Here is a 24,966-nt window from a genome sequence, read left to right on the forward strand (position 1 = left end):
GCCGGTCACCGCCCTGTGACCGGGGGGACGGGCCGGGCGAGCGCGGCCTCTTTGACCAGCGGCATCTGCGGCATCTGCGGGACCAGGGGGACCAACGGGACCAGCGGGATCAGTAGAGGGGCGATCTCGTCGTCCTCCCAGGCTTCCGCTTCCGCGGGACCCTGCGCCCCGTCGGTCGCCGGGGCGCCGTGCAGGGCGTGTTCCGCGGCGATGAGTTCCGTGGCGGTCGCGGTCGCGGACGGCCCCGTGCTGTCGCTCGCGGCTGTCATGAGCCGGGCGGCCGCGGAGGCGCCGGCCTCCGGAGGGATCACCAGGAGGTTCCAGCGGCCCGTGGTGTGGGAGAGCAGCAGGATCTTGTGGGGGTCCAGCTCCGTGGTGAACCAACCCACCTTCACCACATGGCCGTTCACGGGGATCCTGCGGGGGACGACCGGCCAGTAACGGGAGTTGACGGCGATCCGGGTGATCCGGCCGCCGAGGGGGTCCAGGACGTCGGCCAGGGCGGAGAGTTCGAGCGGCAGGTCGCGGGAGCGGGGCCACCATGCGCCGTCCAGCAGCCCTGGAAGGCCTGAGAGTCCGGGCATCCCCGGCAGTTCTGGAAGTCCCGTGGGAGTGTTCGTCGGCTTCAGCGCGAGGCGGGCGGTCGGGGCCCTGAAGGGGACGATCCGCAGCGGGGGACGATCGGTGGTCGCGGACATCGCGCGAACCTGTCTCCGGACCGCGGCCCGCGGGCAGCCGTCCGGTGTTGTCGCTCACCGAGAACGACGTAGGCATGAAGGCCGGCGTACGAAATGCCCTCGGTGACCTCAGGTTACTCCGCACCGGTGCCCGGCGGACCGGCGTGAACCGCGGCAAACGCGCCTGCCGGGCGGCCGGTCCACCGCGCCCCGCGAAGCGGAACGCTCAGACGAGGCCCGCGCGGTAGACCAACAGCGCGATCTGTACGCGGTTGTTGAGGTCGAGCCTCGTCAGGATGTGGGAGACATGGGCCTTCACCGTGGGCAGGCTCATGTGGCAGGCGGCCGCGATCTCCGCGTTCGTCCTGCCCTCGGCGACGGCGAGGGCGACCTCCCGCTCCCGGGCGCCGAGCCGGTCCAGCATCGCCTCGGCCTTCTTCCGTTCCTCGTGGCGGGACGGGCCGGGGACGCCCGCGGGGTTGGTCACGGTGTCGATCAGCTGCCTCACCGCGGCCGAGGACAGCACTGGCTCTCCCGCCATGACGTTGCGCACGGCCGCCACGATCTGCGCCGGGGGCGTGTGCTTGAGGACGTACCCCGCCGCTCCGGCGCGCAGGGCCTGCAGTACGTAGCTGTCGGTGGTGAAGGTGGTCAGGATCAGCACCTGCGGAGGCCGCGGCCGCTGCCGGAGCGCCGCGGTGGCGGCGAGACCGTCCATCCTCGGCATGCGGATGTCCATGAGGACGAGATCCGGTAGGTGCTCGTCCACGAGAGCGCGCACGTCGGCTCCGTCGGCCGCCTCCGCGACGACGTCGATGTCGTCGGCCGCCGACAGCATGAGGCGCAGCCCGGCGCGTACCAGGGGGTCGTCGTCAACGACGAGCAGACGGATCCGGGGGGTCAGGCCGTCCATGGGAGCCAGACGTCGAGGTGGAAGTCGGTGGGTGTGGTGCGGTGGCGCAGGCGGCCGCCCGCGAGGTCGACGCGCTCCCGCATGCCGATGAGTCCCTGACCGGAGCCCGGTACGACGTTGGGTGCGGGGCCCGGCACAGGGCTCGGTGCGCGGTCGCCCACAGGGCCCGGTACGGAGTTCGGTTTCGAGTTCGGTACGGAGCCCTGCGTCGGACCCTGCCCGGGGGCCCGCGCCGAGTCCCGTGCCGGGTCGGCAGGCGCCACCGGCTCCAGCGGGTTCGTCACCTGGATGGTCAGTCCGGTCGCCGGGCCGCCCTCAAGGACGAGGGTCACCGGGGCCCCGGGCGCGTGCTTGCGGTGGTTGGTCAGGGCCTCCTGCAGCAGGCGGTAGGCCGTGCGGGCCAGGGCCGGCGACATGGTGGCCGAGTCGTCGACCCGTTGCCGGAGGTGGAGCTCCACGCCCGCGGCGCGGGACTCCGCGATCAGCTGGGCCACGTCCACGCGGGTGGGCTGGGGCGGTTCGGTGTGGTCGCCCACGACGGGGGCGCGCAGGACCTTCAGTACGTCCTGCAGGTCCTCCAGGGCCCGGGTGGCGCTGTGCCGGATCACACCCACGGCCTCGGCGAGCTGTTCAGGCGGCGCTCCCGGGGCGTACTCCAGTGCGCCCGCGTGCATGGTCAGCAGCGACAGCCGGTGTGCGAGCACGTCGTGCATCTCCCGGGCGATCTCCTCCCGGGCGTGCTGCCGCGCCTGCTCGGCCCGCAGCGTCGCCTCCGTCTCCGCGCGGACCGCCCGCTCCCGCAGGCCCACGACGACCAGACCCCAGCCGACGGCGCCCGCGACCAGGGTGACGGCCGACACCGCGGTCGCCAGGATGAGCGGCCCGGGGGGATACGGGGCGAGCAGAAGGGCCACGGGCACCGGGACGAGCGCGGCCGCGGTGACCGCCCAGGCCGTACGGGCCGGGCACATCGTGGCGACGGTGAACAGGGCGATCAGCAGGGGCACCACCACAGGCCAGCCGGTGCTGAGGACGATCAGGGCCACCGCCAGACCGGCGGGGCGGCGTCGCCGCAGCCCCAGTGCGGCGCAGGCGAGCAGGGGTACGAGGCTGCCGGATCCCGTGTGTGCCCAGGCGAAGGGCTGGATGCCGCTGAGTCCCGTGAGCGCCCAGTGAAACGGCAGTACCTCCTCGAGCAGGCTTGCCGGGGCGCCTCCGCCGATCTGCGGATAGACGGACAGGCCCGACCGCTGCGCCCTGGCCACGAGCACGGTCAGGGCAACGGCTGCCGTGGCCACGGCGAGTTCCGCGAGCCCGGGACGGCCACGCCAGGCCTGTCTCACATCGATCACGGAGAAACCGTACCCATGGATCCCCGTGAGCGGGAACCGGCGGTGAATTCCTATACCAAAGTATAGGTGCGCCCTGTTCGTTGGTATCGGTGTGCTCTGTCAATTGGGTCAGGCGCACCGTATTCTTTTTGCCGATTTCCCTTTCCCCGCCGATTTCTACGGTCGACGGCATGGAAATAAAGAACTCGACCGGGGCCGTCAATTCGACGACGCTGCTGTGCGGGGTCGCGGGACTGCTGCCCCTGGCGCTCGGCGGACTCCCGCTGCTCGACCGGGTGTGGGCCCTGCTGGGCGCCATGTTCTGGGCCTTTCCCGGCGCGCGAGACGTGCTCTCGGTGGTCGTCGGCGCGGTCCTCGTGACCGTCGCCGTCACCGCCCACCGACGCGGGCGGCAGGACGCACGAGCCGCTGATGTGCGGTGACGCGGCTCCGAACGCCGGTCTTCCGGGCCGCGGTCACGCTCGCGACCGGCGCCTCGCTCCTCCTGGCCGGCGGGTGCGGCACCCTCCACGGCGTGAAGGCCCCGCACGACGCCCGTCAGGCCGCCGCCGAGGAAGCCCGTGAGACCACCAAGGAATCCGGAGCACAGCAGAGCGGTGCCGACAGCCCCGACTGCACCGTCGCGAAGTGCGTCGCGCTCACCTTTGACGGCGGCCCGAGCAAGCCCACCCCGAAACTCCTCGACATCCTGAAGGAGAAGAAAGTGCACGCGACTTTCTTTCTTCAGGGAAAGGGGCACACGGACACCTATCCGGACACGGTTCTGCGGATGTCCAGGGAAGGGCACGAGACGGCGAACCACACCTGGTCCCACAAAGTGCTCACGGAATTGAGCGCCGAGGAGATCGAGGCGGAGATGAAGCCCGTGCAGGACGATGTGCGGCGCATCACGGGCCGCGCCCCGGTCCTGATGCGGCCGCCGCAGGGGCGGACCAGTGACGACGTGTCGGCCGTGATGAAGAAGCTGGGCCTGGCCCAGATCCTGTGGAGCGTCACGGCCAAGGACTACGCCACGACGGACACCGCCCTGATCACCCGGCGGGTGCTGGACCAGACGAGACGCGACGGGATCATCCTGCTGCACGACCGCTACAAGGGAACCGTTCCGGCCGTGCCGGGCATCATCGACTCCCTGCGCCGGCGCGGCTACACCATCGTGACGGTCTCCCAGCTCCTGGCGCCCGCGGCACCGGAGCCCGGGACCATATACCGGCCCTGACGAACCGGCCCTGACGGTTATTTCCCGAGCTTGTTCCCAACAGGCAACCCACGCACCGCATTTGCCTCTCTCACAGGTTGCTCACAGCAGCTTGATCACAGATCGGCGCCGGGCGCGCGGGGGTGCGTCCGGACCGTACGGCCCGTGCCCGCGCGGCTCCATGCCCCGGCACCGGCCCGGTCGGCTGTGGGCAGCCCAGTCCGATGCCACTGACCATGGCACTCGCAGACGAGGAATCGATGACCAGCAAGAGAAGTCAGACCAGCCGGACGAGTCAGGGAAGTCAGACAGGCCAGGGAAGCCAGGAAGGTCGCACCCGTTTACAGCGTGCGACGCTCGCGGCGGGAGCCGCGCTCACCGTCGTCGTCGCGGGGGCCGGGGCCGCTCCGGGCGCCGGGGCCGCACAGGAGAGCACGGCGGGCAAGCCGAAGCTCAAGCTGATCGCCGCGACGAACTCCGTGACGCTGGACCGCTACGACTGGGACGGCGCCTCCGGCGTCTTCCTGGACCTCGGCACGTACGTCTCGGTCGACGACGCGCCCTTGGAATTCAAGGTGACCCGGAAGTCGTACAAGGACCCGGTCGTCGCCCAGCAGATACTCCGCGACGGAACGAGCACGAAGACGAAGGCGCTGCCCGCCGGGCTGGTGAAGGACTTCTCCGGGCTGCCCGGCTTCATCGACGTGTCGATCAAGAACGCGGCGGGCGAGGAGGTGTCGAACACCCAGGGGACCTTCTGTCCGAACAACGCCTCGGGGCGGATCCGTCCGGACGCCCCGGCGACCTCGAAGTATCCGCAGAGCTGCCCCACCAATCCCTTCACGCTGGGTTCGGTGTGGGGCGTCGAGAAGGGCTGGGCGTCCAACACCAGCACGATCGACTACGACAAGCCGGTGGACCTGCCGGTGGGTGAGTACACCGCCAAGGTCGGGGTGTCCAAGCAGTACCGCGATCTGTTCGGCATCCCCGACGACCAGCACATCATCAAGCTGACGGTGCGGTCGGAGGGCGAAGGCGGGGAGGGAGTGGCCGCCTCGCGGTCCTCCGCCCACGGAGGCGGGCACGGCGGCCACGGCACACCGTCCGCCAAGGACCCCGCCGCGGCGGCCGCTGCGGCCGCCCACCACTACGGCCCCCGCGGCGCAGACGCACCCACCCCGCCCGCGCTCTCCCACGCGCTCGAAGACCGTGGCCTGGCGCACCACCTGGGCGACGGACCCGGACACACCGACGGCTCGCGCATCGCGCCCGCGCTGAAGCCGGCCGCCAAGCGGCCCAGCGGCCGTGCCGGTGTCCCGGCCAACGTGCCCAAGCCCGACCTGCGTTCGCTCCCCGCCTGGGACATCGCCGTCACCGACGGCGAGGACGGCGACGCCCCGGGCAAGGACTACCTCGCCTTCAGCGCCAACGTCTGGAACGCGGGTCCCGCGCCGCTCGTCGTGGACGGATTCCGCAGCCCGGGCAAGGACCTGATGGACTCCTACCAGTACTTCTACGACGCCGACGGCAAGCAGGTCGGGTACACGCCCAGCGGCACCATGGAGTGGGACCCGCGCGTCGGCCATGAGCACTGGCACTTCACGGACTTCGCCAGCTACCGGCTGCTGAGCGAGGACCAGACCAAGGAGGTGCGCAGCGGCAAGGAGGCGTTCTGCCTGGCCAACACCGATGCCGTCGACTACACGGTGAAGAACGCCAACTGGCACCCGGAGAACACCGACCTGTCGACCGCCTGCGGTCAGCAGAACTCGATCTCCGTCCGTGAGGTCCTCGACGTCGGCTCCGGCGACACGTACACCCAGTACCGTCCCGGCCAGTCCTTCGACATCACCGACCTGCCGAACGGCACGTACTACATCCAGGTGATCGCCAACCCGGAGAACCGCCTCCAGGAGACGAACACCAAGAACAACGTCGCGCTGCGCAAGGTCGTCCTGGCCGGTGACCCGGGCGCCCGTACCGTGACGGTCCCGCCGCACGACCTGATCAACGCCCCGTAACCGCCCGTTCCCGAGCGGCTCCTGGTCCGGCACTCCGGCGCCGGGCCAGGAGCCGTGGCCTTCCCGGGCATCGACTCCGCGGCGGTGGTCTCAGTGCCCCAGCCCCGCACCCCCGTCGACCGGGATCACCGCGCCGCGCACATACCCCGCGCCGACCAGGAACGCCACCGCGTCGGCGACCTCCTCGGGCCGGGCCAGCCGGCCGGCGGGGGTCTGCCGCAGCAGGTTCCCGCGCTGCTCCTCGGTGAGCGCACGGCTCATGTCCGTCTCGGTCAGACCGGGTGCCACCACGTTGCAGGTGATGTCCCGGGGGCCGAGTTCGTGGGTCAGCGACCGGGCGAAACCGACCAGACCCGCCTTCGACGCCGCGTAGTTGGTCTGCCCGGCGGCGCCGTGCAGTGCCGCCGTCGAGGAGATCAGGACGATACGTCCGTGGCCCGCGCGGAGCATTCCGCGCACCGCGCGCCGGGCGACCCGGAAGGCCCCCGTGAGGTTGGTGTCGACGACGGAGGTGAAGTCCTCCTCCGTCATCCGCACCAGCAGCCGGTCCTGGGTGGTGCCCGCGTTGGCGACCAGGACGGTGACCGGACCGTGGGCCGCCTCGGCCACCTTGAAGGCCCGGTCCACCTGCTGACTGTCCGTCACATCACAGCGTACGGCGAGGAATCCGGCGGACGCGGGCGGCGGCTCCTCACCGCGGTACGTCACCGTGACCCGGTCCCCCGCCGCCGCGAAGCCGCGGGCCGTGGCCAGCCCGATCCCCCGGTTCCCCCCGGTCACGAAGACCGACCGGCCCGTCGCCTGTTCCATCGTCGACCCCACTTCCCTTCCTGCTTCCGCCACTTCCGCCACTTCCGTCACTTCCGTTGGTGGCGTTCCGTGTCCGCAGTCCCACGACAGCCACGGCGAATCCGACGAGGGCCAGTACGGCGGTCCAGAACGTGGCCGCGTACATGGCGTCGAGGAAGGCGCGGTCGGCCGTGGCCGCCAGTTCGGGCAGCCGCAGTGAACCGGCCAGCGAGCGGGCCGCCTCGGCGGAGGCGCGGGCCTGTTCCGCTCCTTCCGGTGTCAACCCACCCTCCCCGCCCGGGAGTCCGGCCTCCGCCATTCGCGCCCGGTACACCCCGGAGAGGATCGAGCCGGTCATCGCCACCCCGAGCGTCCCGCCCACCTGCCGGGTGACGCTGTTGACGGCCGACCCGGCGCCCGCGAGATGCGGCGGCACCCCGCTCATCATCACGGCCGTGACCGGCGTACCGACCAGGCCCATCCCGAAGCCCTGCACCCACAGCAGCGCGGCGACGGTCAGGACCGGGGTCCGTCCGTCGAACCACAGATAACCGACGTACGTGGCCGCCGTGGCCAGCACCCCGGCCGCGACCGTCCACCGGGCCGAGAGCAGCCGGCTCAGCGCGGGGGACGCCTGACTGCCGAGGACGATGCCGATGGCCGCGGCGATCATGACCGTTCCGGCGTCGGCGGGGGAGAGCCCGCGCGGCCCCTGCAAGTAGAAGGCCGCGTAGAAGAGATGCCCGGCCAGCGCCATGAACGCGATCAGCAGCACCACGCTCCCGGCCGTGAACCCGGGCTGCCGGAACAGCCGCAGATCCAGGCTGGGCGCGGGCGACCGGCGCTGACCGGCCACGAAGAGGGCGAGCAGCGCGCCGCCCAGGAGGAGGGGGAGGAGCACGTGCGGGCCGTACCAGGTCCGTCCGTTGCCGAGTTCGATGATCCCGTAGACCACACCGCCGAGACCGAGCACCGACAGGGCGAGACCGGGCAGATCGAGCACCCTGCGCCGAGGACCCTTCGACTCCGGTACGGCGGCGACCACTCCGGCCAGACACAGGGCCACGATCGGCACGTTGACCAGGAACACCGAGCCCCACCAGAAGTGGCTGAGCAGCGCCCCGCCCACGACCGGGCCGACGGCCACCCCGAGACCGCTGGACGAGCTCCAGATCGCGATCGCCCGGGTACGTTTCTCCTCCGGCGTGCTCTGCACGATGACCGACAGGGTCGCCGGCATCAGCAGTGCGCTGCCCGCGCCCATGAAGGCCCGTGCGACGATCAGCCAGGCGGGAGAGGTGGCGAAGGCGCCCGCGCCGGAGGCTGCTCCGAACAGCGCGAGCCCGGCGAGGAGCGTGTTCCGGGGGCCGAAACGGTCGGCCAGCGCGCCGCCCGCGAAGAGCGTGCCGGCGAAGACCAGGGTGTAGGCGCTCGCCACCCACTCCAGTTCGGCGGGGGTCGCGCCCAGGCCGTCGACCGGGTCGGCGAGCGTGGTGACGGCGACGTTGAGGACCGAGGTGTCCAGCCAGATCAGCATCTGGGCGCAGACCACGACCAGGAGAACGGGCCAGGACCGGGACGGGACGGCCTTCTCCCCCGCCTCCTCCGCCCGGCTCACGGCGGTCATCGGCTGCCTCCCTTCTCGTCGAGCTCCGCGTATCTGCGCAGCGCCCGGTCGACCAGTGCGTCGGCCGCGCCCGTGTAGTGGGCCGGGTCGAGCAGTTCCGACAGCCGGGCGGGGTTGAACAGGGCCGGGAGTTCGGGGTGCTGGGACAGCACCTCGGCCAGCGGGCGCCCGGTGTCGGCCGCCTCGGCCGACGCGGCGGTCAGCAGCTTCTTCGCCCGCACCTTGCCGAGCGCCGGGGCCAGCACCACCGTCAGCCGCTCGGTCACGAGGGCGCCCCCGGTCAGTTCCAGGTTGGCCAGCATCCGCTCCGGATGGACGACCAGCCCCTCGGCGAGCTCGACGGCGGTGTGCGAGGCACCGCCCGCCAGCCGCAACGCCTCCCGCAGCGGCTGCCATTCGGCGTGCCACGCCCCGGCGGGCCGCTCGTCCTCGGCCAGCAGGCACTGGGCCAGTACGAGGGCATGGGCGGGCACCTGCCGGGCGGCCGACACGATCAGCGTGGCAAGCGCGGGGTTGCGCTTCTGCGGCATCGCCGAGGAGGCCCCGCGCCCGTCGGCCGCGGGCTCGGACACCTCACCGATCTCGGTACGGGACAGGGTCTGCACGTCGAGCGCGAACTTGCCGAGCGCGCCCGTGACGAGCTGGAGCACCGCCCCCACCTCCGCGACGGGCGTACGCACGGTGTGCCACGGCAGCACCGGCTCGGCCAGCCCCAGCGCCTCGGCGAAGGGACGGAGCAACTCGACTCCGCCCTCGCCGCCGACCGGATTCCGGCCACCGTCCCAGCCCTCCCCGTCCTCTCCGCGATCTCCGCGATCTCCGCGATCTCCGCGATCTCCGCGGTCCAGCAGGGCGTACTCGCGGTACGCGGCGAGCGTCCCGGCCGCTCCCCCCAGCTGGGCCGGGAGCGCGGAGGCGACCGCCCGCACCCGGACCAGGGCGTCGCCGACCAACTGGAGCCAGCCCGCCGCCTTGAGACCGAAGGTGGTGGGCACCGCGTGCTGGGCCAGGGTGCGACCGGCGAGCACGGTGTGGCGGTGGGTGTCGGCCAGCGCGGCCAGGGCGGCGCCGGTGCGTTCCAGGTCGGCGGCGATCAGACCGAGCACCCGGCGGGCGACCAGCATGGCCGCCGAGTCGAGGATGTCCTGGCTGGTCGACCCCCGGTGTACGTACTCGGCGGCGGCCGCGTCCCTGGCGGCGACCACCTCGGTGAACGCCGTCACCAGCGCGACCACCGGGTTGGCCGCGGCCCGGGCCGCGTGCGCCAGGGCGACCAGGTCCAGCCGGTCCGCGCGGGCCACCGAGGCGATCGCCCGCACCGCGGCGGCGGGGGTCAGTCCGACCGCGTACTGGGCCCGGGCCAGGGCCACTTCGGCGTCCAGCATGGCCTGCAGCCACGCCTCGTCGGTCACCTCGGCGGCCGCGGGCGTACCCGCCCAGGTGGGGGCGAGCAGGCCCGCGTCGGTACCCACGGACATCACGTTCACGCTCCTCGACTTCCTTCGCCTGATATTTGACGCAACGTCACATCACGTGTGGATAGCGGTATTTCTGCGTCCCGCAGCAACAGCGCCGCCCGAGCGATCGCGTCCGAGTCCTCCAGCGTCACCGAGCCGACGCCGGGCCTGATGCCGACCGCCGTCACCCAGCGCACCCCCTCCGTCGGCACCCCGAAGGCGAACCGGCGCGGGTGTGCCCGGCCGGCCGCGTTCACCAGCCGGGGCGGGTTCCTGGTCACCGCGAGCCCGCCCGTCTCCCGGCCGCCCAGCCGGTACGGGACGCAGTCACCGGCCGCCAGCAGCCCCCGCAGCAGGGGATCGGCGCTGCGCCGCAGATCGACGACGGGCAGCCGCGCCTCGACGAGCGCGCGGACCAGTACCGGAGGCTCGGGCACCTGCTCCGCGTCCACGAGGAAACCGCCGTCGCGCGCGGAGGGCCGTACGCGCATCCCCGGGCCGAGCACATGGACCACCTCGGCCTCGATCAGCGCGATCAGCTGCTCGATACGGAAGGCCGGAGGGCCGATCGACGTGAAGGCGTTCAACGGCGTGTACCAGCCGTCCAGTTCGGCCCGGTAGGACGCGCCGGACACCCCGCCGTGGTCGACCACGAGCCGGATCTCGTTGCGCAGGTCCCGCAGGGCGTCCAGCGCGGCCTTCATGGGCCCGCTCACATTGCCCAGCCGGGCCTCGGCGACATCCCGCCGCAGGTGCTCCAGCAGCCAGTGCCGGAAGTCGTCGCGACCGGTGAAGTCCCTTTCGGCATAAGGCCGTTCGATCCTCCGCCAGTCCCACGGCTCGGCGGGCGGCACCCCGGAGAGGTCGGTCCACGCCTCGTCGTAGACGGTCCGCACCTCCCGGTCGATCAGCGGCCAGATGTCGTCGCGGAAGGAGACGGGGTGCCCGTCGTCCGCCCGCCGGCGCAGAGTGCCGATGACCTCGGGGGTCAGGAAGCGGGGGTGGTGGCGGCCGAGCGCGCCCTTCTCGTTCTCGCCGCGTGCGTGGTACGGGACTCCGCGTCGCGAACCGGCGTACAGCACAGGCTCGTTGCCGCTCGGCAGGTACACCAGGCCGGACTGGCTCTCCTTGAACGTGCCGCCGCGGCCCTCGGTGAGCAGCGCCACGCAGTCGAAGAAGTTCAGCCCCAGGCCGCGCAGGGCGACCGGCGTGCCCGGTGCGATCCGGCTCAGGTCGGCGTCGGCCGGGTTGGCGGGCCGCACGTAGAGCGAGCCGTGCCGTTCGGCGAACGAACTCAGCGCACGCTCCTCTGCGTTCGGGGTCAGATCGCCGTGGCCGAGCACCAGCACCACCGAGTCCAGCCCGGTCAGTTGATCACCACCCGCCAGGGTCACCGTCTGCCGCCCGTCCGGGGTGTCCGCCAGCGCGACCGCGGTCGCCCGGTGCGTGTGGACCGTCACCCCGGGAGGGGCGGTGCGTAAGAGATGCCGGAAGACCCACTCCAGGTAGTGGCCGTGGAAGGCGCGGGTCGGATAGGTGTCCGGGCCGAGCCGCCGCGCCTCCTCCAGAACCCGGTCCGGGTACGCCTCGGGCCCCAGGGCGCGCGCCCACTCGTACAGGCTCGGGCCCGGCACCGACGGCCCCGCGCAGGCCACGCTGTCGTCGGTGAACAGGGTCACCTGGGAGGCGACCGTGTTCATCAGCAGCTCGCCCGGCTGGTCGGTGCGCCACACCGCGCCCGCGCCGGGCGGGTACGGGTCGACGAGGTGGACGGCGACCGGGCGGGCGACCCGGTCCGCGTTGGCGCAGATCCGCTCCAGGACCGAGAGGCCCCGCGGACCGGCGCCGATCACGCACAGGCCGATGGCGTCACCGGGCCCGGTCATTCCCGGCCCAGCCCGTCGCGCCAGCTCGGCCGCAGCGGCTTCCAGCCCAGTTCCGTACGGGCCCGGTCGTTCGCCGCGCCCCGCGCCGCGGTGAGCTGGTGGGTCATGAACCAGCCGAGGAGCCGGGGCGCGAGTGCCGCCGGAATCGTCCGCGGGGGCGGGCCGCCCAGCGTGCGGGCGAAGTGCGGCAGCCACTGCGCGGCCGGGGCCGGATCGTCGTCGGCCACGTGGAAGACGCCGGTGGCCTCCGACTCGACCGCCGCCACGGCCGCCCCCACGGCGTCCACCACATGCACGAACGAGGTGATCCCGGATCCGCCCTCGGGCAGCGGGAACTTCCCGGTCAACACCCGTTGGCCGGTCCCGCCGATACGGGCGTACCCGGTCCCGGGCCCGTACAGGGTGCCGTACCGCAGCACCACGCCCGCGAGATCCGGTCCTCCGCCCAGGACCTGCCGCTCCAGCTCGGCGACGGCCCGTACGGTGGCGGCCCAACCGGCGTCCGGGGCGTCCACGTACAGCGGTGCGTCCTCGTCGAGGACGGGGCCCCCGGCCGGGGCGGCGGCGAAGGCGACGGACTGCGCGACCAGCCGCCGCGCACCGGCCGCACGGGCCGCCGCGACGAGATTGGCGGTCCCCTCGGTCCGCAGCCGCGCGGTCAGCGCGAAGGCCTCCACGGGATCGGCGGGCAGCAGCCGCAACGCCGTCATCTGGTGGACGACCACCTCGGGCCGGGCGGCCGACACCGCGGACAGCAGGCCCTCCCGGTCCAGGGCGTCGGCGACCACCACAGCGTCGGCCTCCGGAGCCCGGTCCCGCGATTCCGCCCGCACCAGCGCGCTCACCTCATGGCCCCGCGCCCGCAGCGCGCCCACCAGCGGATGTCCGACCACTCCGGTGGCCCCGGCGACAAGTACGCGCACGGCTCAGCCCTCCGTGGTGGTCGAGACGGGAGCGAGCGGAGTGGCGACCCGCATCAGCAGACGGCACGCCTTGTCGCCGTCGCGCAGACAGCTCTCGGCCCGGTTCTCCGTCAGGGTCACGCCGAGCCCCTCGGACCAGCCCGCGTGGATGTCGGTGCACGGGCACCGGTAGCCCTCCAGCGAACCGGCCATCCGGACCATGGTGATGGCGAAGTTCCGCCGCAGCGTGAGCACGATCAGGCCCGCGCCTTCGCCCTCTCCCTCGACCTCGGTGGAGGCGTTGCGCAGCTCCCGGGGGAACATCCGGTCGCCGCACTCGTCGTAGCGGCGGCGCAGCTCCTCCAGGTCCTTGCCGTTGTCACCGCTGTCGGGGAGCGGTCCGGACCGGCGGCCGACGCGCTGCCCGACGTGCAGGGCGACCTTGCGCAGCGCCTCGGCGTTGATCTCGTTCGCGGCCTGCTGCCCGAACCGGCTCGCCACCCCCTGGTACCAGTGGGCGTCGTGCTGCCACCACAGCCGGTACGCCTCCACCGTCTGCGCGCGCTGGTTGACCTCGTCGGCACTCACACCTGCCCCCTGGCGGCGAACCGGTCGCGCATCACGCGTTTGAGGACCTTGCCGGTGGCGCCCTTGGCGACGTCGTCGGGCTTCATCCGCAGGGCGCGGGTGACCGGGGGGAATCCGGCGCGTACGAGAACGGCGTTGACCCGCGCGGTCCACACCTCGTCGCCGTCGTCCTCGGCGGTCTCGTCCACGAGTTGGAGCAGCGCGTACGCCTCGGCCTCGCCGTCGCCGTCCCAGTCGGCCCGTACGCCCTCGGGGGCGACCCCGACGACCGTGCAGTCGGCCAGCTCGGGCACTTCCCGGAGCAGGAGTTCCTCGGTGCGGGTGCTGAAGAGAATCCCGTCGCGGGTGCGGACGGCGTCCGGGGCCCGGTCCAGGTGGTAGAAGTTGCCCTCCTCGTCCTGCTGGGCGAGGTCCCCGGTGAGCCAGTAGCCGCCCAGCCGCATCCGGTTCCAGGTCAGCGAGTCGTTCCAGTAACCGGGCGTGAGCGTGGGCGACTTGAGGCCGAGGCGGCCGATCCGCCCGGGCGGCAGCGGGGTACCGTCCTCGGCGAGCACGGCGGCCTCGGCGAAACTGATGGGCTTGCCGACACAGCGCGAGTAGGCCGAGGTGTCCTTGGTGTGCCGGTTGTGGAAGACGGAGTAGCCGGCCTCCGAGGAGCCGAGCCCGTCCACGAAGACGGAGCCTTCGACGCGTACGCGCCGCAGGTCCTTGCCCATCGTCTGGTGGCTGCCGTGCTGGACGAGGGCCCGGATGTGCGCCTCGTGGGCCGCGTCCCCGGTGTTGAACCACACCTGCACGCTCGACAGGTCACGGTCCGCCAGCGCCTCGGCGGCCATCTCGCCGAAGGTCCCGGCGAAGGCCAGCACGGTGGTGGGCCCGAACTCCTCGATGGCGTCCAGTACTTGGGCGCCGCGCTGGCTGGAGAGCAGCTTGATGTCCGTGCGCAGCAGCAGGCAGTACAGCAGCGTCGCCACCATGGCGTTGTGCGCGCCCGGCAGCCCCACCAGCGTGCGGGCCATGTCGGTGCCGGTGGAGTAGCGGAGCCGGTGCACCTGCGCGTACATCAGCGTCCGGTGGGTGTGCGGAACCCCCTTGGGCATACCGGTGGTTCCGGAGGAGTGCGAGATGAGCACCGGGTCGGTGGGGTCGTGCCGGTACGGATAGGAGGGCGGGAGCAGCTCGCGGTGCTCCGGGCGGATGTCGGAGGCGGTGACGCAGAATCCGAGTCCCTCCACCCCCTCCGCTGACTCCGTCGACAGCACGTCGTGGTGCTCGCGGTCGGTGAAGGCGCCGACCGCTCCCTGCCGTCGTACGTACTCCCGGGCGGTCTCCGGGGGCAGATTGCCGTTGACGAACGACGGAACGGCGCCGAGGGCCGTCAGCGCCAGGAAGTTCACCGCGAACTCGGTGCTGGAGTAGGAGTGGACGGCGACCGGGTCGCGGGGCCGCACACCCTGGGCGGCGTACCAGCCCGCGTACGTCTCGACCGCCTCGTTCAACTGCCCGAGCGTCAGCACCTCGGGCCGGCTGCCGTCCGGCGCCCGCCAGCCGCCGTCCGTCCACAGCACGGGTTCGTCGAGCGGTCGGCCGTACGCGGTCAGGCGCTCCAGGACGTTGCCGGCGCCGAGTTCGGTGTCGGAGCAGATGCGCGCCCGCTCCTGTCTACTGATGAGCATGGGTCTCCGTCTCGTTCCTTGCGGTGGTCGTTGCCTCTGTGCCGGCGGTGAGGAGGAACGCGGGCGCGGGCGAGTCGGTCACCAGAAGGTGGCTCCCGCCCTCCCGCAGCAGCCGCCGGTGGAGTCCGACCAGGTCGAACAGGCTCTGGACGCTGCCGGGATGCGCGCGTGTGCCGGTTCCATCGGCGTTGGCGTCGCCGTCGTTTTCGTACGCCTCGGCCGACCGGACCGAGACCGGTGTTCCGGTGCCGGGACGGCCGAGCAGGACCGCTGCCGCGAGTCCGGCGTCCGCGGGAAGGGCGGGGACCGGGACCGAACGGCCGTCGTCACCGGCCAACTCCTCGCACACGGCGGCCAGTCGCTCGCCGCCGCCCAGTTCCACACCCACCACCAGGACCCGGTCCACCTCCGGGTCCTCCAGGAGGAGGTCGGCCATGGAGAGCAGTTCGGTCAGCGGGTCGTCGAGGGTGGAGAGGCTGAACATCTGGCCGGTGATCCCGAACTCCCGGCTCAGATAGCCGAGTACGGAGTTGGGGGTGGCCTGCATGAACAGCAGCGGGTTGTGGACCCGCCCGGAGACCATGCGCCGGCTGGCCAGGTCCGCGGTGGTGGTGTCACCGGTTGTACTCGCCAGTGCCACCGCGGTGCGCGACCCGTCCCCGGGCCGTTCGGCGAGGCACTGCCGGGCGGCCTCGTACGCGAGCGGGCTGAAGGCCGACTCCACGAAGCCGGGGAGTCTCGGCAGCGGGATGTCGTCGTCCCGCCCGGTGCCGTGGGTGGCGGTGGCCGTGGAGAGGATGCCGAGGGGCGAACGCAGCACGGTCTTACGGGCGTTCTCGGCCGTGGTCGTGCTGTTCTCGGTCGGGGTCACGGCCGCTCCAGGACGAGTGCGGTGTTGGCGCCCCCGAAGGCGGCGTTGACGGTGAGGGCCCGGCCGAGGTCGGCCGGGCGCGGCTCGTTCGGCACGTAGTCGAGGTCGCACTCCGGGTCGGGCGTGGTGAATCCGGCCGTCGGCGGCAGTACGCCGTCCGTCAGGGCCAGCATCGTGATCACGAACTCCACGACGCCCGCCGCCTCCAGGAGATGGCCGGTGGTGCTCTTGGTCGAGCTGACCGGTATCGACTCGGCCCGCTCGGGGAAGGCGGCCCGCAGTCCGCGCGTCTCGGCCCCGTCGTTGTACTTGGTGCCGGTGCCATGGGCGTTGACGTAGTCGAGGGCGGCCCCGTCCGGATCGCCGGCGAGCCGCATCGCCTGCCGGGCCGCGCGGGCGAGCCCGACACCTTCCGGGTGCGGCTGGGCGATGTGGTGGGCGTCCGAGGCCGCACCCCAGCCCACCACGCCCGCCAGCGGCCGGGCCCCGCGCCGCCGGGCATGCTCGGCGGACTCCAGCACGACGACCGCCACACCGTCGCCGAGCAGCAGCCCACTGCGGTCGGCACTGAACGGCCGCACCATCCCGTCCCGCGACAGCGCCCGCCCGGAGTCGAACTTTCCGAACGTCTCCTCCTCCACCAGATACCCGCCCCCGCAGACGGCCACGTCGATCCGCCCGGAGGAGATCAGCCGACAGGCATGGATGAGAGCGGCGGCGGAAGCGACACAGGCATTGGTGAAGGTGAGCCGGGGTCCGGTCAACCCGAGCTCCCCGGCAAGCAGTTCGGCCAGCCGAGCGGGAACGGCATCGCCAACTCGCTCCATGTCGGTGGAGGTGCCGCACATGGGCGCCCCGTCAGGGGCGCGGGGAACTGCGCGACCAGCCACATCCGACCCGCGGCCGCCATCCGACCCGACACCCCGCCAATACCGAGTCACACTCGTGTGATCCCCGGCCACACCGAGCAATACGGCGGCCTCCGTGCCGGGGCGCAACCCCGCCATGTCCAGGGCCTCCACTCCGCACCGCGCGAGCGCGTAGCGCAGGGCCCAGCCCTCAACACCCTCGGGCCCGTCCGGCGCGACCCCCGCCATCGCCGTACGGTAAGGCCCGGTGTCGAACCGGGTGGTGGCCGTGAACGCGGGCTTCCCCGCGAACACCCCGCGCCGCACGGCATCGGCCCCCATGCCGAACGCGGTACGCACACCGAACCCGGTGACGGTCACCTCACCGCTCACGGAGACCACCCCCTTCAGGGCGGTCCGCCTGGTCAGCCTGAGCGGCGCACAGATAGTCGGCGAGCCGCCGCAGAGAGGTGAACCCGGCGATGTCCTCATAGGTGGGTTCCACGACCAGCCCGAACCGCTCTTCCACGACGTGCAGCAGCCATACCAACCCCAGGGAATCCAGGATCAGTTCGGTGTCCTCACCGAGCTCGTCGGGCACGCCGGGAAAGATCTTGCGGTCCGCCAGCAGATCGCGGACGGTGTCGACGGTGAGGGGCGAGAGCGCGGGTTCCCCCTCGCGTGCGTCGTTCGCCGTGGCCCCCGTACTCATGCCTTCGCACCGCGTCGGACGATCTCGGCGACGAGGGAGCCGAGGGTCAGCGAGGCGAGGGGCTCGATGTCGGTGTCGGGTATCTCCACACCGAACCGCGTCTCCAGCCGCAACGTGAGCTCGATCAGACTCAACGAGTCCAGATCCAGCCCACCGACGGTCACCGGACTCTCGTCGGTGATGCCGTCACGGCTCATCAGGATGTTCATCTCGTCGATGACGGTGCCGAGCACGAACTCACGGATCTCGTCTTCCAGGACAGACGTACTCATGATGGATGTCTCCATGTGAAGAATCGTGAAAGGTGTATTCCGGCGCAACGCGGGCGCCCCTTCAGGGGCGCGGGGAACTGCGCGACAAGCCACAACGGGCCGGCAGCCGACAAACGACCGCTCATACCTCGCCTCACCCAACGGCGCGTTCACGCAACAACGCGGGCTGGCGAACAAGCTTCCCGTTGGACGTACGAGGCAACGCATCCAAAAGCCGAACCACCCGAGGCAGCTTGTAGTCGGCGAGCCGCTCCCGACACCACCGCAACAACTCCTCGGAGGAAGCCCCAGAACCGGTCACGACATACGCCTCGGTCACGCCCTCGTGAACCACAACCGCCTGCTCAACCGCAGGATGCCCCCGCAACACGTTCTCGACCTCGGTGAGATCCACCTTGAGACCGCCGATCACGACAAGGGAGTCGGCACGGCCATGCACCCGCACGGCCCCGGTGCCGTCGACCGAGGCCCGGTCCCGCGTACGCAGCCAGCCGTCCGCGTACTGCGTACCGCCGGAGTCGAAGAGGTAGGGCGACTCGTCGAGGGCGACGTCCAGTTCGCCCCGCCGCACCCGTACGACCATGCCCGGTGCGGCCGGGCCGACCGACGGCCGCAGCGTGCCGCCGACGTCCATGGCGACCACACCGCTCTCGGTGGTGCCGTAGGACTCACCGACCGGCACCCCGTACCGCTCGGTGAACCGGGCGGCGACGTCCGGCGGCATCAGTTCGCCGCCCGACACCGCGACCCGCAGGTCGGGAAGTTCGGGGGGATCGATGGCGGCGGAGAGCAGTTCGTAGTGCATCGGCACACCGAACAGGGCGGTGACCCGGTGGTCCACCGCGGTCCGCAGGAGGTCGCGGGCGGAGATCCGGGGCGCGAAGACGACGGAGACGCCGGCCGCCAGGGAATGCAGCAGCCCGGCGACCAGGCCGAAACTGTGCGCCGTCGAACTGAGCAGCAGTACGCGGTCGCCCTCGCCCGGCATTCCGCTGATCCCGGTGAACCGGTCCACCTCGGCGGCGAGCGAGGCGGCGGTCCTGCCGATCACCTTGGGCCGCCCGGTGGAGCCGGAGCTGAACTGGACCAGCCGGTGCCCGGTGGCAGCCGGCCGCCCCGTTCCGCGGCACTCGGTGACGACCTCGTACTCGGGCCGGAAGCCGAATGTCGCCTGCACGTTGGAGCCCGCCCGGACCATGAACTGCGGCCGGCAGGACGTGCAGAGCGCCGCCACCTCGGCCGGTTTGAGCCGGAAGTCGAAGAGCATCACCTGAGCGCCCAGCCGCCACAGCGCGAGCAGCACCTCGACCTGGGTGAAGCTGGGCGGAGTCCGCAGCCCGACGGCGCTGCCCGGCCCGATGCCGAACCCGGCGAAGACAGCGGCCTGCTTGGCCACCCGCTCCCGTAACTCGCCCCGGGTGACGGTCTCCTGTTGATGTGTCAGATAGGGAAGGGCATCGTCCCGAGCGTCGAACAGCCGCCGCACCAGGGAGCCCATCCCGTCGACGTCCACGGGACCACCGGACGGGCCGTTCCTCAGCGGGCCTTCCAGTGGCTCTCTCCGTGGCTCTCTCAGCGGATCTCTCAGGCCGCCGCCCATCAGACCTCCTTGCAGAACTCGCCGATGGGCAGGCCCACATGGCGCTTGTCGGTGGCCAGATAGCCGAGCAGTTCGTCGCCGGTCCGCAGTTCGGTGACGTTGAGGACCTTCCCGCCCGGGCCGAGCACCCGTACGTGCCAGTCGTCCTGCACGGTCAGACTGACCAGCCGTCCGTCCTCGGCGTGGGTACGGATCTCCAGGAGCGGCCGGGACTCCAGCTTGGCGCGGCCGACCACGACCCGCCGGGTACGGCCGTCGGCGCCGACCCCGAGCAGAACGCTGCCGGAACCGACCTCGCTGAGGTAACTCGTGCGGTTGTCGGGCCCGAGCGTGTACGAGTGCAGGGCACCGGCGTTGACCCGGAACGGCCTGGTCGGCATGTACGGCAGCGGGTGGGTCTCGCTGCAGCAGAGCACGAACCCGGAGGAGTACGAGCCGACGAGGATGCCCTCGTCCTCCTCGAAGTGCGAGCAGGTGTCCACGCAGACCCGGTCGCCGAGCCCGACGTGCCGGATGCTCTCCACGGTCAGCGTGGACAGCTCCAGTTGGGGGGTCGTCGCCTCCAACAGCCGGGCCAGCGCGAAGACTTCGTCGGCGCTGTGGGGCGTGAAGAGGATGCCGTCCGAGCCGCGTTCGAGGACGTCGAAGACGATGGCCGCCTCCTCCAGACCGTCGACGACGGTCACCAGCTTGCCCTCGGCGGACTCGGCCGCGGCCAGCACGATCTCCAGCGGGATCTTGGTCGGGTCGGCGAAGTGGATGACGGTGTACGGCAACGCCATGGCGCCCGCGCAGGACAGTGTCAGGGTGCGGTCGTCCCGTACGTCGATGAACCCGGCGGCGGGCGTGCCCCCGGTGCCACCGGTATCGCCAGTGCCCCCGGCGCCACGGTTGTCCGCGGCGAGAGCGTCCAACTCCTCCTGGGTGCCGAACTTCCGCAGCAGGAGGTCGATTCCGGCGGCGGTTCCGGCCGCGGCTCCGCTGACGGTTCCCGTGGCGGTTCCGGAGCCGGCCGGGGAACTGCCTTTCCCGGAAGGGAGGTTGGCATCCTTCGCACCCCCCGAACCCTTCACCTCCTTGTCCCCGGGCTTCTTCGCGGCGGCCGTGCCCGCGACCCCCGTGACCAGCACCCGGGTGACAGTCGGCGGCAGCGTCCCGAGCAGCTCGGCGTCGGTGGCCACGACTCCGGCCATCCGGCTGTGGACGGCCGCGTCCACCACCGCCTGGAGCTGCGGACGGGGGACCTCACGGAGATCGATCCATGCGAACCTCATGCGACTCCTGCCACGATCGTCGAATAGTTAGTCATGCGCATGTCATCAGTGATGCCGTTGCCGCCGGGCACACCGTGCACGACCGCCGCGAGCCGGGACACCAGCGCGGCGGGCGAGGGGGCCGAGAAGATCCGGCGGCCGATGGCCAGCCCCTGGCAGCCGGTGGCCATCACGGCGGCGCCGTACTCGACCAGGTCGGAGCCGTCCGGTGGACCGCCGGCCGCGAGCACGGGGATCGGGCTGTTGGCCACGACCTCGGCCATGCGGTCGATCGGCAGGGCGACGGAGGTCTTCACCATGTCCGCGCCCAGGTCGGCGGCGACGTTGGCCAGATGGGCGAGGAGGTCGGGGTCGCGCGGGTCCTCGATGCGGGGGCCGCGGGGGTAGACCATCGCGATCAGCGGCATGCCCCACGCGTCGCAGGAACGGGCCACCGCCCCCAGGTCGGCGAGCTGCTGGGCCTCGGTGTCCGAGCCGATGTTCACGTGGACGCTGACCGCGTCGGCGCCGAGCCGCAGTGCCTCCTCGACGTCGGCGACCAGCACCTTGGCGTGGACGTCGGCGGAGCGGGCGGTGCTGGCGCTCAGGTGCACCACCAGGGCGCAGCTCCTGAGGATGTCCGGGGCGAAGGCGCGGGCCCGCCCCTTGTGGACGATGATCCCGTCGGCGCCGCCGGCCACCAGTGCGCGCAGCAGGTCGTCCCACTTGTCGGCGGGGACGATCGGGCCGTCCGAAACGCTGTGGTCGAGCGGTACGAGCAGGTGCCGGTCGTCACCCGCGAGCGAAAGTCTTCTCAAGCGTAATAGCTTGCCAGTTTTCAGCATGGGTAATGCGCCTTCCCAGCCCGGAGGCCGCATTTAAGAAAGCCGAACCGCGACATCCTGTTGCGGTCTCCATGTCCGAAAAACGATGGTCGTAGAACTTTCAAGTTCAGTCGGCATCAGCATTCACGCGTAATCGGCCGTTGGCAAGGCGTGATCACCGGCAAATTTTTATGCGGGAGCGGGAATGAATATTGACAGCGATTTGACAGGTATGGCGGGGTTGACGCCGCAGGAGGGTGCTGTTCGTGGGGTGTTGGGCGGCAAATGGCGAGGTGGCGGGTGTGATGCGCTCTATGCGCATTGAGGAGGTCTGCCCCCGCACGTGGCCGCATCGGACGCTTTCCTACGGATTTCACGTGTAAATGGCAGGCAATTCCAGAGCCCGCGGCCTTCGGCTCGTTCGATGGGTTCGACGGGTTCGAGTCGACGCGTTCGATAATTCGGACGGGGCGGCTTTTCTGTCGGACTTCTTTGTCGGACTTCCTTGTCGAAATTGAATTTACGGGCCTAGGGTGTCAGGCGCGCTCCGGAACGTGTTTCATGCGAGGCCGTCCCCCCATCTGCACCCGGACCGTGTGGCCCGGGCGTACCGGAAGTGACTCCCCATGCCCGAATTACCGTCCAAGACCGCTCCCGTGACCGCCGGTCCAAGACCGGCCGCGTCCCCACCGTCGACGGCGAAGACCACCGAGACGTCCGCCGGGAAGACCGAAGCTCCGCGCGTCGCCGTCGCCAGCCTGGTCGGGACCACGATCGAGTACTACGACTTCGCGGTGTACGGCACCGCGAGCGCACTCGTCCTCGGCCCCGCCTTCTTCCCCTCGGGCAACCCCACCGTCTCCTCGCTGGCCGCGTTCCTCACGTTCGCCGCGGCCTTCCTCTCCCGCCCCCTGGGCGTCGTCCTGTTCGGCACGATCGGTGACAGGCTGGGCCGCCGGCGGGCCCTGGTCGCCTCGCTCCTGCTGATGGGCGTGGCCACGGTCGGCGTCGGCCTGCTGCCCACGTACGAGACCGCCGGACTCCTTGCCCCCGTACTGCTGGTGACGCTCCGTCTGCTCCAGGGCATCAGCATGGGCGGCGAGTGGGGCGGGGCGGTGCTGCTCGCCGCGGAACACGCGCGGCCGGGCCGCCGCGCACTGTACGCGTCCATCCCGCAGGCCGGCCCCTCCCTCGGTTTCCTGCTGTCCACCGCGGTCATCCTGCCCATCCTGAACATCGTGGGCCGGGACGGCTTCGTCGACTGGGCCTGGCGCATCCCGTTCCTGCTCAGCACCGTGCTCGTCGTGATCGGCCTGTGGGTACGTACGACGGTCTCGGAGTCGCCGGTGTTCAACACGACGGCGGACCGTACGACGCAGCCGCTGGCGAAGGCGTCGGAAGTGACGTCGGAGTCGGCATCCCGTTTCCCGCTGGTCACGCTGCTCAAGCGGTACCCCGGCCGGGTGCTGCTCGGCACGGGCGCGGCGATCGGCGGCTCGGCCGTCTACTACCTGACGATCGTCTACAGCATCTCGTACGGGCCGAAGGAACTCGGCATCCCCCAGAACACGATGCTGACGGCCGCCAGTATCGGCGCGGCGGCCGGAATCGCCATCACCCTCCCGGTCGCCAGGCTGTCCGACCGGATCGGCCGGCGCCCGGTGATGCTGACCGGAGCCGTCGGCTGCGTGGTGTGGGCGGTACCCATGTACGCCTCCCTCGGTTCGCGCAACGGGCTGGTGATCACCGGCGCCTACACGGTCGGCCTGATGTTCCTGGCGCTGATGTTCTCCCCGGTGGCGGCCTTCCTCCCGGAGCTGTTCCCCGCCCGGCTGCGCTACACCGGCGCCTCCGCGGCCTTCATCCTCGCCAACACCCTCGGCGGCGGCTTCGCCCCACTCGTCGCCACCTGGCTGAACAGCCACTGGGAATCACCACTGGTCCTCGGCTTCTACACCGGCACCCTCTGCCTGCTGAGCCTCCTGTGCCTACTGGCCCTCCCGGAGACCCGCGATCAGGAGTTCGACATCTGACGGGGCTCCGATCAGGGGAACGGACCGGTGGGATCCAGGACGGCTCACCGGTCCGTCACGCCTACCCGTCCCGGCGGCGCAGCAGTTCCCGTGCCTTTGCCAGTGCGCTGTCGCGGCCCTGCTCGAACTCCTCCTCGGTGAAGACCGGGGTGCGGTGGTGCGGTGGGATGCCGGGCCCGTCGAAGGTGGTGCCGTCGGCCGTACGGAACTCCTCGTTGGGCAGGGCGAAGCTCCAGCCGTTCGGCAGGGTGCGGTCCATGGTGTCGGAGAAGACGCCCTGGGTGTTCTGCCCGATCCGCACGGGCTCCGGGCCGCGGGCCATCAGCGCCTGGGTGAAGGTCTCGGCCGCGCTGACCGCCAGCGGGCCGGTGAGGACCGCGACCGGTCCGGTGAAGCGGGGCCCGTGGTGCGGCCGTACCGTGATCGGCTGCCCGGGCGGGAACCGGGTCGGGTCCCGGGGGTCGTTGCGGGCGTACTTGGTGTACGCGATGTACGGACGGTCCGTCAGCCGGGAGATGACGCGCAGCGCCAGCGGGTCGGCTCCGCCGCCGTTCAGCCGCACGTCCAGGATCAGCCCGGCCAGCTTCTTCCACGGAATCCTGTCCAGGGCCGTGTCCAGTTCCGCCTCCCACTTCGCGTACGACTCCTCGTCGGTGTAGCCCACGAAGCGGGTGATGCGCAGATAGCCGGTGCCCTCCGGGAGGCGGGCGAACGACAGCGCTCCGCCCGCGTAGTGCCGCAGCGGCACCCCGACCGCCTTCGCGACCGCCGTGTCGATCCGGGCGAGGTCCTCGGGGCCGTGCGGCGGTGTGTCGGGGCGCAGGCCCCCGAACTCCCGGTCCTTCCCGTCCGACAGCGAGGTGTGCGCGTCGTGCAGGGGCTCGATCATCTCCCGCAGGACGGCGAAGAGTTCGTCGTCGGTCGTGTCCTTGCCGACGCGGGACCGGTAGCGGTCGCGGACGACCTGCCAGTCGACGTGCTTGGCGGCGAAGAACGGGTAGTTCTCGGCGTAGGTCCGCCAGAAGACGTCGAAGACCGCACGCGGATCGTCGGCGGGCTTCTTCGCGCACCGGTCGGGGAGTGCGGCGATCCGGTGCAGCGTACGGGTCCCCGCACTGGAGGCGATCCGCAGCCGCGCGGTGTCGTCGCCCCGCGGAGTGACGGTGACGTCGACGGCCCCGCCGAACACGGGGAAGCGTCGACTGCCGTCCGGGGCAGTGCGCCCCTGCTGCTCGCCCTGCATGGTGCCCGGCAGACAGCTGACGGCGGTGGTGTCGTACGTCGTCAGACGGCGGCCGCTCACGGCGACCGCCGTGCCGTAGCCGTCCATCCGCCAGACGCCCTCCAGCGACGGTGCGGCCCTCCCGGCGGTGGCGCTCGCGGGCGTGGCGACACCGGTCAGGGTGAGTACGGCGGACGCCGCGAGTGCGACGGTCAGGATGCGTGAGTGCATGGTCGGTTCCCCCT

22 protein-coding genes are annotated in these 24,966 nt (G+C 71.5%); 4 read left to right on the forward strand and 18 right to left on the reverse strand.

The genetic code is table 11. From position 1 onward, the window contains the following. Positions 1-5 precede the first annotated feature (5 nt). The 3 genes from QF035_RS27370 to QF035_RS27380 form a co-directional block, all read right to left on the reverse strand. Entirely contained in the window at positions 6-698 is a 693-nt protein-coding gene (locus tag QF035_RS27370; RefSeq protein WP_373466730.1) for a DUF5994 family protein, read from the reverse strand. Between the two features lie 205 nt (positions 699-903). Continuing rightward, the gene (locus QF035_RS27375; RefSeq protein WP_307523236.1) at positions 904-1,590 is read right to left on the reverse strand and encodes a response regulator transcription factor; all 687 of its coding nucleotides are present in this window, start codon (positions 1,588-1,590) and stop codon (positions 904-906) included. After that, the gene (locus QF035_RS27380; RefSeq protein ID WP_307523237.1) at positions 1,578-2,942 is read right to left on the reverse strand and encodes a sensor histidine kinase; all 1,365 of its coding nucleotides are present in this window, start codon (positions 2,940-2,942) and stop codon (positions 1,578-1,580) included. The genes QF035_RS27375 and QF035_RS27380 overlap by 13 nt, the downstream gene beginning before the upstream one ends. Before the next feature lie 170 nt (positions 2,943-3,112). Here QF035_RS27380 and QF035_RS27385 point away from each other — a divergent pair, with 170 nt between their 5' ends. The 3 genes from QF035_RS27385 to QF035_RS27395 all read left to right on the forward strand — a co-directional run bounded on the left by QF035_RS27385 (position 3,113) and on the right by QF035_RS27395 (position 6,161). Continuing rightward, entirely contained in the window at positions 3,113-3,364 is a 252-nt protein-coding gene (locus QF035_RS27385) for a hypothetical protein (protein WP_307523238.1), read from the forward strand. Next, on the forward strand, positions 3,361-4,161 hold the full coding sequence (locus tag QF035_RS27390; protein ID WP_373466731.1) for a polysaccharide deacetylase family protein: 801 nt from the start codon (positions 3,361-3,363) through the stop codon (positions 4,159-4,161). Before QF035_RS27385 ends, QF035_RS27390 begins: the two co-directional genes overlap by 4 nt. A 239-nt stretch (positions 4,162-4,400) precedes the next feature. Next, on the forward strand, positions 4,401-6,161 hold the full coding sequence (locus tag QF035_RS27395; RefSeq protein ID WP_307523239.1) for a lysyl oxidase family protein: 1,761 nt from the start codon (positions 4,401-4,403) through the stop codon (positions 6,159-6,161). Between the two features lie 90 nt (positions 6,162-6,251). On the opposite strand, the gene fabG is transcribed toward QF035_RS27395, so the two are convergent. The 14 genes from fabG to QF035_RS27465 form a co-directional block, all read right to left on the reverse strand. Next, positions 6,252-6,971: a 3-oxoacyl-ACP reductase FabG gene (gene fabG, locus QF035_RS27400; protein ID WP_307523240.1), complete on the reverse strand. Its 720-nt coding sequence runs from the start codon at positions 6,969-6,971 to the stop codon at positions 6,252-6,254. After that, entirely contained in the window at positions 6,853-8,577 is a 1,725-nt protein-coding gene (locus QF035_RS27405) for an MFS transporter (protein WP_307523241.1), read from the reverse strand. The genes fabG and QF035_RS27405 overlap by 119 nt, the downstream gene beginning before the upstream one ends. Then, entirely contained in the window at positions 8,574-10,055 is a 1,482-nt protein-coding gene (locus tag QF035_RS27410) for a class-II fumarase/aspartase family protein (RefSeq protein ID WP_307523242.1), read from the reverse strand. The genes QF035_RS27405 and QF035_RS27410 overlap by 4 nt, the downstream gene beginning before the upstream one ends. 5 nt (positions 10,056-10,060) lie before the next feature. Beyond that, on the reverse strand, positions 10,061-11,920 hold the full coding sequence (locus QF035_RS27415) for an FAD/NAD(P)-binding protein (protein ID WP_307523243.1): 1,860 nt from the start codon (positions 11,918-11,920) through the stop codon (positions 10,061-10,063). Further along, complete coding sequence (locus tag QF035_RS27420) at positions 11,917-12,843, reverse strand: NAD-dependent epimerase/dehydratase family protein (RefSeq protein WP_307523244.1); 927 nt, start codon at positions 12,841-12,843, stop codon at positions 11,917-11,919. The genes QF035_RS27415 and QF035_RS27420 overlap by 4 nt, the downstream gene beginning before the upstream one ends. A 3-nt stretch (positions 12,844-12,846) precedes the next feature. Continuing rightward, positions 12,847-13,410, reverse strand: coding sequence for a hypothetical protein (locus QF035_RS27425; protein ID WP_307523245.1), 564 nt, complete (start codon positions 13,408-13,410; stop codon positions 12,847-12,849). Further along, positions 13,407-15,086, reverse strand: coding sequence for a class I adenylate-forming enzyme family protein (locus QF035_RS27430; protein ID WP_307523246.1), 1,680 nt, complete (start codon positions 15,084-15,086; stop codon positions 13,407-13,409). The genes QF035_RS27425 and QF035_RS27430 overlap by 4 nt, the downstream gene beginning before the upstream one ends. Further along, the gene (locus QF035_RS27435) at positions 15,073-15,957 is read right to left on the reverse strand and encodes a hypothetical protein (RefSeq protein ID WP_307523247.1); all 885 of its coding nucleotides are present in this window, start codon (positions 15,955-15,957) and stop codon (positions 15,073-15,075) included. The genes QF035_RS27430 and QF035_RS27435 overlap by 14 nt, the downstream gene beginning before the upstream one ends. Next, a complete protein-coding gene (locus QF035_RS27440; RefSeq protein ID WP_307523248.1) occupies positions 15,954-17,198 on the reverse strand; it encodes a beta-ketoacyl-[acyl-carrier-protein] synthase family protein in 1,245 nt (414 codons plus the stop codon). The genes QF035_RS27435 and QF035_RS27440 overlap by 4 nt, the downstream gene beginning before the upstream one ends. After that, positions 17,188-17,517, reverse strand: a complete 330-nt coding sequence (locus QF035_RS27445; protein WP_307523249.1) for an acyl carrier protein — start codon at positions 17,515-17,517, stop codon at positions 17,188-17,190. The genes QF035_RS27440 and QF035_RS27445 overlap by 11 nt, the downstream gene beginning before the upstream one ends. Then, a complete protein-coding gene (locus tag QF035_RS27450) occupies positions 17,514-17,789 on the reverse strand; it encodes an acyl carrier protein (protein ID WP_189843965.1) in 276 nt (91 codons plus the stop codon). The genes QF035_RS27445 and QF035_RS27450 overlap by 4 nt, the downstream gene beginning before the upstream one ends. 133 nt (positions 17,790-17,922) lie before the next feature. Beyond that, positions 17,923-19,287 (reverse strand): class I adenylate-forming enzyme family protein, encoded by a 1,365-nt coding sequence (locus QF035_RS27455; RefSeq protein WP_307531456.1) that lies wholly within the window; start codon positions 19,285-19,287, stop codon positions 17,923-17,925. Positions 19,288-19,388: 101 nt separating this feature from the next. After that, the gene (locus tag QF035_RS27460; RefSeq protein WP_307523250.1) at positions 19,389-20,663 is read right to left on the reverse strand and encodes a 3-dehydroquinate synthase II family protein; all 1,275 of its coding nucleotides are present in this window, start codon (positions 20,661-20,663) and stop codon (positions 19,389-19,391) included. Further along, a complete protein-coding gene (locus QF035_RS27465) occupies positions 20,660-21,487 on the reverse strand; it encodes a 2-amino-3,7-dideoxy-D-threo-hept-6-ulosonate synthase (RefSeq protein WP_307523251.1) in 828 nt (275 codons plus the stop codon). The genes QF035_RS27460 and QF035_RS27465 overlap by 4 nt, the downstream gene beginning before the upstream one ends. A gap of 605 nt (positions 21,488-22,092) precedes the next feature. Between QF035_RS27465 and QF035_RS27470 the strand changes: the two genes are divergently transcribed. After that, a complete protein-coding gene (locus QF035_RS27470) occupies positions 22,093-23,499 on the forward strand; it encodes an MFS transporter (protein WP_307523252.1) in 1,407 nt (468 codons plus the stop codon). 61 nt (positions 23,500-23,560) lie between these two features. On the opposite strand, the gene QF035_RS27475 is transcribed toward QF035_RS27470, so the two are convergent. After that, positions 23,561-24,952 carry a S41 family peptidase gene (locus QF035_RS27475; protein WP_307523253.1) on the reverse strand — a complete coding sequence of 464 codons (1,392 nt, stop codon included), beginning with the start codon at positions 24,950-24,952 and terminating at the stop codon, positions 23,561-23,563. Between the last annotated feature and the right edge of the window lie 14 nt (positions 24,953-24,966).

This window comes from Streptomyces umbrinus, from assembly GCF_030817415.1.
Lineage (GTDB): Bacteria > Actinomycetota > Actinomycetes > Streptomycetales > Streptomycetaceae > Streptomyces > Streptomyces umbrinus_A.